Below are 12377 nucleotides of genomic sequence, written 5' to 3' on the forward strand. Positions count from 1 at the left end.
CTAAGAGATGGAAAAGACTATCCATGTTCATAAATGGAATTGAGCAATGCTGAAACAATTATTAGAACAAGCAACTTCCAATAACGGTAAAGCGAGGCTGTACGCTTTCGAAAATACCGTAGAGTTGACCAATCTTATTCCACCAACCGTAAGCTATGAAAGCGGCGGTAATACTTTGATTGTGGGCCCAACAGCAATCATCGAAAGTGCGGCAGCGCAATTGTCGCAAATGAACAGCCTAACGCTGCTTTCTACCGATGGCGAAAAGGGCACAAATCCCGAGCTTTATTACGCCAATTCGGTTCAGGTTTCAGGGTTCTTAGGTACGTTTGAAGTTCTGATTGAAAATCATGGTTCGACCAACAATCTTGCCAAGGTCGCGATCAATAGCGATTGTTTCGATATCGTACTCGATCTTTGCCTTAACAGCTGCATGTCGGAAGAAGTCCCAGTACCGGGCTACTACCCAGTAGGTCGTGGCTATCCGAAACTGGCTGAAGCGTTGGAAGAGATTCCAACCTTAATGGGGACGTTCGATAAACCGAAATTTTTCCGTTTAGATACCGATTTATGTGCACACAGCTCTCGTGGCGTAAAAGGTTGCGAACGGTGTGTGGATGCTTGTCCGGCAGGGGCACTATCGAGTGAAGGCAGCGACAAAACGGGCCATCGCATCGCGATCAACCCATACCTATGTCAAGGCGTGGGTACTTGTGCTACAGCGTGTCCGACAGAAGCGATTCATTACGCACTGCCAAACCCTGAAGATACGCAAAAGTTTATTGAACGTACGCTCGCCAACTATGAGCAAGCGGGTGGTTTAGATCCTATCGTATTGATTTGCAGTTCTCGCCACGAGAGCTACAACGTGATGGCACTAAAAGCACTGCCAGATAATGTGATTCCAATTGTGGTGGAAGAACTGCCTTCGGTTGGTATTGATACTTGGTTCGCCGCGCTTGTGAATGGTGCTACTCAGGTGCTGTTTGCGGCTTCACGTTTTATGCCTCAAACCATTATTCGTGTGCTTAATAGCGAAGTAGGTATTGCTCAAGAGCTGCTCGGTCAGCTTGGTATCGCCAAAGAAACCATCGACATTCTGTATCTAGAGTCACTACGTGAAGGTGCTCCGACACTTTGTACCGAGTCTTTTGATTTGGCATTAGGAGACTTGCAAGGCAACAAACGTCAGCGTCTATTTACGGCGTTGGATGCGTTGTCCGCATCACGTATTCCAGTTGAGAACATTGTTGAACTTCCAGCGAACGCACCTTACGGCACAGTCTCTTGTGAAAGTAAAGGTTGTACGTTGTGTATGAGCTGTGTGGCGGTGTGTCCAACACGTGCATTGCATACGGACGGTCGATCTCCGTCGCTTAAATTCGTCGAGCAAGACTGCATTCAATGTGGGCTGTGCGAGAAAGCGTGTCCAGAGAAAGTGCTGACGCTTACTCCTCGTATGAACTGGGTGAAAGAAGAACGCCAGAAAGCGGTTGTGATTCATGAAGAAAAGGCAGCCGAGTGCATTCGTTGTCACAAGCCCTTTGCTCCGCAATCGATGATCGACATGCTACAAAATAAGTTACGCGGTCACTCTCATTTCTCTGATGAAGCGGCGATCAATCGTATCGCGATGTGTGAAGACTGCCGTGTGATCGACATGTTTGAGTCGATGGCAGAAGACCCAATGAAACAATTAAAATACTAGGAGCTCGCAGTGGACACACAACAAGAACAAACACTGAGAACAGACATTTATCTCGTTCTATCTGCACTTTTTCGTAGTGCGCCTAGTGATGAAATGCTGGCGTTCCTGAAATCGCTAGAAATTGAACCGTCTGAGAGCGCGATGCAAAAAGCTTGGCTCGCACTGCAACAAGCCGCGAACGAAGCGCAGCGAGAAGCGTTAGAAGAAGAATATCAAGATCTGTTTATTGGCATTGGACGTGGTGAAGTTGTGCCATTCGGATCTTGGCATCGCACTGGCTCGATGATGGAAAAACCGTTAGCGGAAATTCGTCGCGATTTGGATCTTTTAGGCATCGAACGAGAAGAGAACGTGAAAGAGCCTGAAGACCATATTTCTGCACTGTGCGAAGTGATGGCAATGCTGACAGGTGAAGAGGAAGAACTTCAACAAGCGGTGTTTAACAAACACATTGCTCCTTGGTTCCAATCTTTTACGCGCCAACTAGAGAGCGCCGAAAGCGTGAACTTCTACAAGCCAGCTGCACAGCTTTGCGATGCATTTTTAACGTTAGAGCAAGTCCGCTTTAGCGTGAACACCAAAAGCAGTAAGAACAAATTAAAAATTGATGTGAAAAACGTCACTGATTACGAGTAATCGAGCAGTACTTGGTCATATCGATAGAGAGGCATGAGTCTCCAAAGATCTACCGTAAGGTAAGGAAGCAATGATGAAAGATAATAAAGAAATAAACACAAGCCGTAGGGATCTCCTAAAAGGCTTCACAACCGCTGCCGTTGCCGGTGCTGTTGTTGCGGGAACCACGAAAGTGGCCGTTGCTTCAGAAACGGTTGAGCCTTCTGAAAACGACGTGAAGAAGAAAGGGTATCGTGAAACTCAACACATTCGCGATTACTACGACACACTTTAGGAGATAACGGATGAAACTTGTCAAACGCTCCGACAGTGTGAGCAAAGAAACGAACCAGCTTGGCGTATCTCGTCGTGCATTCATGAAAAACACTTCGCTTGCCGCTGGTGGCGCAGTGGTTGGTGCTAGTCTATTCGCACCGGGAATGATGAAAAAAGCGCAAGCAAAATCAGTCGATCCAGAAGCGAAAACAGAAGTAAAACGTACTATCTGTTCTCACTGTTCAGTGGGTTGTGGTATTTACGCAGAAGTTCAAAATGGTGTTTGGACGGGTCAAGAGCCTGCATTCGACCACCCATTTAACGCCGGTGGTCACTGTGCAAAAGGTGCAGCACTGCGTGAACATGGCCACGGTGAGCGCCGTCTTAAATACCCAATGAAGCTTGAAAACGGTAAGTGGAAAAAGCTTTCTTGGGATCAAGCGATCGAAGAAATCGGTAACAAGGTGATGGACATCCGTAAAGAGTCCGGCCCTGATTCGGTTTACTTCTTGGGAAGCGCAAAGCACAGCAACGAACAAGCGTATTTGTTCCGAAAAATGGCATCACTTTGGGGTACGAACAACGTTGACCACCAAGCGCGTATTTGTCACTCAACAACCGTGGCGGGTGTAGCGAATACTTGGGGTTACGGTGCGATGACCAACTCTTTCAATGACATGCACAACTGTAAGTCGATGCTATTCATTGGTTCAAACCCAGCTGAAGCACACCCAGTAGCGATGCAGCACATTCTGATCGCAAAAGAGAAGAACAACTGTAAGATCGTCGTAGCGGATCCTCGTCGTACACGTACGGCAGCAAAATCGGATCACTATGTCTCACTTCGTCCTGGTTCTGACGTAGCATTCATTTGGGGTGTGTTGTGGCACATCTTCGAAAACCAATGGGAAGATAAAGAGTTCATCCGTCAACGTGTATTCGGTATGGATGAGATCCGTGCTGAAGTGGCGAAATGGACGCCAGCAGAAGTTGAGCGCGTAACAGGCGTAAGCGAAGAAGACGTTTACCAAACAGCAAAACTGCTTTCTGAAAATCGCCCGGGCTGTATTGTTTGGTGTATGGGTGGTACTCAGCATACTACTGGTAACAACAACACACGTGCTTACTGTGTGCTTGAGCTAGCGCTTGGAAACATTGGTAAATCAGGCGGCGGTGCAAACATCTTCCGTGGTCACGATAACGTACAAGGCGCAACCGACCTTGGCGTGCTCTCTGACACGCTACCGGGCTACTACGGCCTTTCTGAAGGCGCTTGGCGTCATTGGTCAAAAGTGTGGGAAATCGATTACGAATGGATCAAAGGTCGTTTCGATGACAACGCTTATAGCGGTCAGAAACCAATGCACAGTGCAGGTATTCCTGTATCTCGTTGGGTTGATGGTGTACTGGAAAACAAAGACAACATTCGTCAACGCGAAAACATCCGTGCAATGTTCTACTGGGGACACGCAGTGAACTCTCAAACACGTGGTGTTGAGATGAAAAAAGCGATGCAGAAGTTGGACATGATGGTGATTGTGGACCCATACCCAACGGTTGCTGCGGTAATGAACGACCGTACCGACGGCGTTTACCTGCTTCCTGCAACAACACAGTTTGAAACACACGGCAGCGTTACCGCATCTAACCGCTCTCTACAATGGCGTGATCAGGTGATTGAACCTTTGTTTGAATCAAAACCAGACCACGAAATCATGTACCTGCTTTCGAAGAAACTGGGCTATTCCGATCTTCTGTTCAAAAACATCCGTGTTGAAAACAACCAGCCGGTGATTGAAGACCTAACGCGTGAATTCAACAAAGGCATGTGGACGATTGGTTACACAGGCCAAAGCCCAGAGCGTTTGAAAGCGCACCAACAAAACTGGCATACGTTCCACAAAACCACATTGGAAGCGGAAGGTGGCCCTGTCAACGGTGAAACCTACGGTCTACCTTGGCCATGTTGGGGTACACCAGAAATGAAACACCCAGGCACGCACATTCTGTACGATACGTCTAAGACGGTTGCAGAAGGTGGCGGTAACTTCCGTACGCGCTTTGGTGTGGAATTTGAAGGCAAGAGCCTACTTGCTGAAGACAGTTACTCGAAAGGCTGTGAGATCAAAGACGGTTACCCAGAGTTCACTGACAAGTTATTGAAACAACTTGGTTGGTGGGACGATCTAACTGCTGAAGAGAAAGTGGCAGCAGAGGGTAAAAACTGGAAGACTGACCTTTCTGGCGGTATTCAGCGTGTCGCGATAAAGCACGGTTGTATTCCATTTGGTAACGCGAAAGCGCGTGCGATTGTTTGGACGTTCCCAGACCGTGTGCCACTGCATCGTGAACCACTTTACACACCACGTCGTGACCTTGTAACGGATTACCCGACTTGGGAAGACAAAGATGCCATCTTCCGTGTACCTACGTTGTATAAATCCATTCAAGAACAAGACAAATCGGGCGAGTACCCAATCGTTCTGACTTCTGGCCGTCTGGTTGAATACGAAGGTGGTGGTGAAGAGACGCGTTCAAACCCTTGGCTTGCCGAGCTTCAACAAGAAATGTTTGTTGAAGTGAACCCGAAAGACGCGAACGATCTTGGCTTCAGAGATGGTGATGATGTTTGGGTTGAAGGTGCAGAGAAGGGACGAATCAAGGTGAAAGCGATGGTAACACGTCGTGTGAAACCTGGTTTGGCGTTCATTCCGTTCCACTTTGGCGGTAAGTTCGAAGGTGAAGACCTACGTCCTAAATACCCAGAAGGTACACAGCCTTACGTTGTTGGCGAATCGGCTAACACGGCAACCACTTACGGTTACGACCCGGTTACCTTGATGCAGGAAACCAAAGTAACTCTATGTAACATTCGTAAAGCGTAAGGAGTCTGACAATGGCACGAATGAAATTTCTATGTGACACCAAGCGCTGTATCGAGTGTAACGGCTGTGTTACTGCATGTAAGAACGAAAACGACGATGCGCTTGAATGGGGCATTCAACGTCGTCGCGTGGTAACACTAAACGACGGTGAAGCTGGTGAAAACTCTATCTCTGTTGCTTGTATGCACTGTACCGATGCACCTTGTATGGCAGTTTGTCCAGCAGACTGTTTCGAACATACCGAAGACGGCATCGTTCTTCACAATAAAGATCTGTGTATCGGTTGTGGTTACTGTTTGTTTGCTTGTCCGTTTGGCGCACCTCAATTTCCTAAACAAGAAGCGTTTGGTGAACGTGGCAAAATGGATAAATGTACTTTCTGCGCGGGCGGCCCAGAAACAGAGCCTGGCTCTGAGGAAGAACGTCAAAAATACGGTGCGAACCGTATCGCAGAAGGCAAGTTACCGATGTGTGCATCGCTTTGTTCAACCAAAGCGCTGCTTGCGGGTGACGCAGAGAAAGTCTCTGACATTTTCCGTCAACGTGTGGTAGAACGCGGCGCGAAAAACGCAGGTTGGACAGACGGAAACGATCTTTCTTACGATGCGACGAAAAGCTAAGTAAGGAGAGGCACATGTTAAACACGCTTAAACGTGCATCTTTAGCAATGCTGTCAATGATGACGGCATTGCTGCTGACTTTCGCAATGCCTGCTTCAGGAGAGGAACAATCTTCTAAAGTTATTCAACAGGAGATCACGCAACTCGCCGGGGCAGACTATTGGCGCGAAGTCAGAGAGGGGCAAGAAGGCTACACCACGTCCCAATCGCCAGAACATGGCGTATTGATCAGTAAACCTGGTGAGACTTGGTACATTCTAAAAGAGAAATGGATGTCTCCTGCTGGTGCTGTCGCGATTTTCGGCAGTATCGCGATGGTTATCATGGCTTACGTATTCGTTGGTCCTTTGATGCTTAGCAAGCCGCGTACTGGTAAAAAGATGAAGCGTTGGTCTCGTTTAGACCGCGCGCTTCACTGGAGTATGGCGTTTACATTCTTAACGTTGGCATTCAGTGGTTTGATGCTGGTTTACGGTAAGCACTTCTTAAAACCGTACGTTCCTACTGAGTTCTGGGGCTTTATCGTCATGTTGGCGAAGCAGTACCACAATTACATGGGACCATTGTTCTTCATTTTGCTGATGCTCGTGCTCTTTAAATGGTGGCGCAAGTCGATTCCAAACATGACTGATGTTCGTTGGTTCATGAAAATGGGCGGTATGGTTGGTAAACACAAAGGCACACATCCGTCAGCTGGTTTCTCAAACGGTGGTGAGAAGGCAATCTATTGGTTGTTAATCTTCTTTGGTGCTATCGCGGCAGTGAGTGGCTTAGTTCTGGACTTTCCTATCTTTGGCCAAACTCGCCGTGACATGGAGCTTTCTAACTTAGTTCATGCGATTTCGGCGCTGATTCTAATCTGTGGCTTTATCTTCCACATCTATATTGGTCTATTCGGAATGGAAGGTGCGCTAGAAGGCATGGTGACAGGTGAAGTTGATGAAACATGGGCGAAAGAGCATCACGATCTTTGGTATGAGGAAGTGAAGTCCAAAGAAGCGATGGGTGAAACAGATACGGCACAAACGGAAGTAAAAGGAGCGAAAGCGAATGAACAAACCTCATAACGGGATTTGGGTTGCGTACATCCTGAGCTGTCTGACCCCGTTTACGTTTCTGATCTCAGGCGTTATCGCAATTATCTATGCGGGTTACCGATTAGATAAGGGAGAAGACAGCGACGTAGTGATTTCTCATTACTACGGTTTAATTCGCACCTTCTTTCTCTACCTGACGTTTTTTGTTGTGTTGATCGTCACCGTCGCGACTTCTAACGGTGTACTCGTTGGCGTGAGTGATTATTGGTTGCATAGTACTTTGCTTGAAACCATCGCTTACTTTATTCCTTGGGTAGGGATGGTGTTTGCTGCATTAGCCATCTTGGTGTGGTTTATGCGAATGTTTCAAGGGATGCAGCAACTGCTCAATAACCAACCACACAGACCATCGACAGGTCCAAACCTTTAATCAGTATTCTTTAAGCAAAACCGCCGTAATAGGCGGTTTTTTTGTTGCTGTTTTGTCTCAAATATGAAGCGTTGAGTCGCAGTGGTGATACTTGATGCAACTTATTGAGTGAATTTACGTAACTGGGCAGAAAATCATAGTTAAGTAAGAAACATGTAAAAAAATCGCGTCACGATGAGACATTAGTCTCACTCACGCTATTGTTCATTTACTCAGGATTCATCGTCCCGTTAAAGTACGCTGCGCTCAGAAACTCAAAGAGTTGCATACGTGAAAATTGCCATCAATACATTCAGTCTACGCATACAGAGGAATCTCTATCGGAGGATGTTTGATTAAGGCATCTTGCTCTCACAAATAAAAAGAGCGAAACGAGCATTAAATGATGCGGCAAGGTAAGAAAAGGACAAACACGTTACGGCTATGATCCCTCAATTCGTCATTCCTATCACGAATCGCTTTGGCGAAAGTTATCACTTCTCTGGTCAGTTACTTACTAGCGGCGAACCTAAAACATTCGTGACCAAACAAGAGGCAATAGAGTTTCTTGAGAGCTTTGGTGAGCTTGACCTTCGCTCTGTCGAGGACTTGTTCTATACGATTGGTCAATTCAAGCCAAACATACCTGACGGTGAGCTTACTTCCCAACACTATAATTCAACGTTTGCCAATGCTTTGGTGAACGGTGATTTGCATGTCGCTCGAATTGTACCTACCGGCGAAAACTACGCACTCTCGTCAGCGGTTACGCCTCCACCGACTCAAAATACCGTCAATGCAAAACCATCGAAGGGAAAGGGGAAGTCGAATAAAAAGAGTGGCAGAAGTGCCGCATCCGCCAAGCCTCAGCAACAAAGCAGCGAAAAACATGAGAAAGCCGGTGATCCTGTATCACTTGTGACGGGTGAAGAAATTCTCGAACTCTATGATATCGAGCTACAACAAGGTACTACTTGGCAGCGTACTTACCGCTCTTCGCAGTCGGATGTAAATCATGGAATGGGCTTTGGTTGGCGACATGCATTTCAGTTTGAATTACGCGAAAAGACGGACGAGAAAGACAATGTTATCGCTTGGGAGTTTGTTGACGATAAGGCCGATATCACAGAATTTGAGCCAGTAGATATTGGAGCAACAAGTTACCAGATATACGCTGGTGCGAGCTGTTATTTCCTAAATTCAGCAACTCGGATCGTGACGCTCGCTAGTGGGCATCAATATCGATTTGAACAGAAAGATGATCGTTGGGTTGTTAAACAAGTCAGAAATGGCACGTTTTCAACGTTTCAACTGCAGTATTCTCGAAACCATCGATTGATCGAGATTGCATACAACAAGCGTCCGGTTCTTGAATGTCAATATGATAAGCAAGGACGCCTTGTAGAACTGCTAAATGCAAAGTCCCAAAAAGTTCTGACAACTTATACCTATGATGAGCACGATGATTTGGTCAGTGCAACTAATCATTTAGGCTTAAAGGAACAGTATCAATACCGCGGGCATTTAATTGTTAAACGTGTACGACCAACTGGCTTTACTCATTATTTTGAATGGGATGGCGAAGGTGCAAAAGCGAAATGCATCAGAAACGTTGGGGACGCAGGAATTTATGACTATCGCTTCCATTATCAAGGAAATCACTCTTCTTATTCTGACTCGTTAGATCATCAATGGTCTTTCTTGCATGACGAGCAGGGTAACTTACTCGAGAAAATAAGCCCCACAGGTAGAACTTGGCGATGGCAATATGATGAATTAGGGCGAAAAGCGCAAGCTATCTATCCTGATCAGTCAACGGTCAATTATCAATATAATCAGCATGGTCAATTAGTTTCTAAGTTTCATTCCTCTGGCAAAGAAATTCAATATGGTTATGACGGCTTAGGTAAGTTAGTTAAAACGGTTTCACCTGACGGGGATATCGAGAAGGCTTACTACAATAGCCTCGGTCAAAGAGTTTGGGATACCGATCAGTTCGGCTGTGTCACGGAATATGATTACGATAAACACGGTCAAGTCGTCAAAAAAGAGTCTGAAGATGGTAAGAAAAGTCAGTGGTGGTGGGATGAACAACAAAGACTTATCGCGAATGAAATAGACGGTACATTACTTCGTTATAGCTACAATGAAGAAGATTTAGTGAATGGCGTTGCTTATCCCGATGGGTGTATTGCTCAACTCGCTTATGATCAATTTGGCAGGCGTACATCAGTTCGTTATTTTAACGACGAAGACAAAGTCGGTTATAGCGAAGAATATTCTTACGATGAGCACAGCCGTGTTGCTCAGATTCGAACGCCAGCAGGCATTACCTCGTATCAATGGGGAGCACTCGCGCAACAAGAAGCAGTCATCTTTCCCGATGGCAGCCATATTTCTTACGAATACGATCAACAACGTAACCTGACTAAATTAGTTCGGAGTGACGGCTTAGAGTTCGAATTCCTGTATGACGATGAAGGCCAGCTGTCAGGAACTGTCGGGTTTGATAATCTACAAAGCCAATTTGATTATGATCATATGGGGCGAATCCATCGTAAGCAAGTCGCCGATAGGACGGTGCTGTATCGCTATGACGCTGCGGGTTATCTCAAGCACGTCAAAGCAGGAAATGGTAGCAGTATTGTAGAGAACCACTTCAATTATACGCTTGGTGGGCGACTTACTTTCGCATCCAATCGCCATCACACATTGCAATACCAATACTCTTCATTCGGGCATTTAACAAAGCGCATTCAAGGCCAGTTTGAGATAACGCAGGAGTTTAACAGAGTTGGCCAACGCGTATCTCAGGTACTGCCAGATAATACGGAGCTGAACTTCTCTTATGATCGATATGGGCGTTTTTCAGCGATTCGGTTTGGAAACCTAGATTTACCTCAAATCAAATTTCATTACGATGAAATGGGACGAGTTTCCCAAATTGAAACGGCATATTTTAATGAGCGCATCATTTATGATGGTGTTGGTCGTTTGGTTGAACAGCATTGGCCAGATAGAGAGAAAAAGTACGTTTACAATGCGCAAAACCGTATTTCATCAATCATTGATAATACGGCAGGAGCAACACACTATCAGTACGATGCCTTAGGGCAACTTAAACGAGTCAATGCTTCCGGAGATGTGACTAAATTTGAATACGATAGTTTTGGCAATCCTACTTTGCCAACTTCAGAGGTATTCGCTGATCGTATTGAAGTACACGATGGTGTCAGGTTCAAATATGACGCGCAAGGAAACCAGACAAAACGTGAGGGGCAAGGACACGTTCAGACTCGCGTATTTGATGCGTTAAATCAGCTCATTGAAGTTCACACCGACGATGGTATCAGTCAATATGAATATGATGCATTAGGGCGCAGAACGAAAAAAATTACACAAAAAGGCGTTACGGAGTTCCTGTGGGAAGGTGAACGTTTAATTGGTGAACGCTCTTCAGGTGCTTTCCGTTGGTACCTATATCAACCCGAAACTTACACGCCAGTGGCACTGCTAGAAAATGACGTTACTTATTGGTACCAGTGCGATCAAGTTGGTAAACCAGAGCGACTGATCGATTGCGAAGGGAATGTTGTATGGAGTGCCAGCTACGATGCTAACGGCTTTGCTCATGTACATATTGAAAATGTAGCAAATCCACTGCGTTTTCAAGGACAGTACTTCGATCAAGAAACCAACTTACATTACAACCTCGCTCGGTATTACGATCCTAAACTAGGACGTTTTATCCAACAAGATCCGATATCTATTGCTGGTGGTATTAATCATTACCAATATGCAGTCAACCCTATCCAGTGGATTGATCCAACAGGTTTCCTTTGTGAAGAAGGGCTAAAACGCTTGGGTCAAATGTTGGCAGAGTATCAGGCGCAAAGCGATGTTCCCCAAGAGGTTTGCGATCAGATTTTAGAAGCAGCAAAAGAGTCATCCGTCGGAGAAGATGGCGTTCGATCGCAAGTCAAAATCCGAAAACCCAAAGGTAAAAATCATATTCGATATGAATACGATTTAGACCATATTGATTGCGAGAGAAACGAGATTACTTTTTATCGTCATATCAATCATTCAGATGGCACCAGACACGAAGTGCAGTATGTTGTTGGGATTGAGGAGTTTGTAAATGCGCATGTTTTTGACTCAGAGAAAGTTGGTGGAGAGGAAGGTTGCACGATCTTCACTGAAGATCTTGTGCTGAATAAAGCAGAGTATAAAGAAAACTCAGAACTCAATATGAGTGATTATGAGCTAACAGAAAGAAACAAAGCAAAAATTGATGAATGCTTGAAAGAGCGTCAAGAGGCAATGGACGCTCGATCTGGCGAAGAGGGATATAACGCTCAAATTGGTAATATTAACCAACAGTCTGCAAAAATAGGTGAGTTGGCCGCGGATGACTTTGTCCGGAGTAAACGTCCTAATGCTAAGCTGCTTCATCCCAAAGATATTGGAACCTCAATTTCGAAGCCGGGCGACTTTGATATGGTTTACAAGGTGGAAGAGCCACCACCAGGCGAAATTATAATTGTTGAGGCTAAAGGTGGCAGCAGTTCGCTCGGTAGCCGTAAAATTGGCAATGAAGCATATCAACAAGGGACAAGCAAATATGCGGCGGAAATCGTTAAATTAATGTCTGAACAAAAAGCTGGTACAACAGAAAGAGCTGCTGCAGACGAAATTACATCAGCAGTGCAAGATGATATTCCAGTCAGGTATTTACATACCCAAGCAGAAATTGATGCTTCAGATGGCGTATCTAAAGTGAATGTAAAAGAGTTTGATATTAGCCTCGAAGAATTAGGTTAAGGG

General features: G+C 45.6%; 8 protein-coding genes. All 8 read left to right on the plus strand.

The features are described 5' to 3' along the window. The first annotated feature begins 46 nt into the window (after positions 1-46). The 8 genes from R7H07_RS05730 (at position 47) to R7H07_RS05765 (ending at position 12374) form a co-directional block, all read left to right on the plus strand. On the plus strand, positions 47-1708 hold the full coding sequence (locus R7H07_RS05730; RefSeq protein WP_206959228.1) for a 4Fe-4S dicluster domain-containing protein: 1662 nt from the start codon (positions 47-49) through the stop codon (positions 1706-1708). A 9-nt stretch (positions 1709-1717) separates the two neighbouring features. After that, a complete protein-coding gene (locus tag R7H07_RS05735) occupies positions 1718-2344 on the plus strand; it encodes a molecular chaperone (protein WP_017820684.1) in 627 nt (208 codons plus the stop codon). 73 nt (positions 2345-2417) lie between these two features. Further along, positions 2418-2618 (plus strand): twin-arginine translocation signal domain-containing protein, encoded by a 201-nt coding sequence (locus R7H07_RS05740; RefSeq protein WP_005377542.1) that lies wholly within the window; start codon positions 2418-2420, stop codon positions 2616-2618. 10 nt (positions 2619-2628) lie between these two features. Further along, positions 2629-5484 carry a formate dehydrogenase subunit alpha gene (locus R7H07_RS05745; protein WP_005377539.1) on the plus strand — a complete coding sequence of 952 codons (2856 nt, stop codon included), beginning with the start codon at positions 2629-2631 and terminating at the stop codon, positions 5482-5484. 11 nt (positions 5485-5495) lie between these two features. Then, a complete protein-coding gene (fdh3B, locus tag R7H07_RS05750) occupies positions 5496-6104 on the plus strand; it encodes a formate dehydrogenase FDH3 subunit beta (protein ID WP_005377536.1) in 609 nt (202 codons plus the stop codon). A 14-nt stretch (positions 6105-6118) separates the two neighbouring features. Further along, a complete protein-coding gene (locus R7H07_RS05755) occupies positions 6119-7171 on the plus strand; it encodes a formate dehydrogenase subunit gamma (RefSeq protein ID WP_065274532.1) in 1053 nt (350 codons plus the stop codon). Beyond that, positions 7155-7571, plus strand: a complete 417-nt coding sequence (locus R7H07_RS05760; RefSeq protein ID WP_005377532.1) for a membrane protein — start codon at positions 7155-7157, stop codon at positions 7569-7571. Before R7H07_RS05755 ends, R7H07_RS05760 begins: the two co-directional genes overlap by 17 nt. Before the next feature lie 423 nt (positions 7572-7994). Beyond that, on the plus strand, positions 7995-12374 hold the full coding sequence (locus tag R7H07_RS05765; protein ID WP_206959230.1) for an RHS repeat-associated core domain-containing protein: 4380 nt from the start codon (positions 7995-7997) through the stop codon (positions 12372-12374). The last annotated feature ends 3 nt before the right edge of the window (positions 12375-12377 follow it).

Source organism: Vibrio sp. Vb1127 (genome assembly GCF_033338735.1).
Lineage (GTDB): Bacteria > Pseudomonadota > Gammaproteobacteria > Enterobacterales > Vibrionaceae > Vibrio > Vibrio alginolyticus.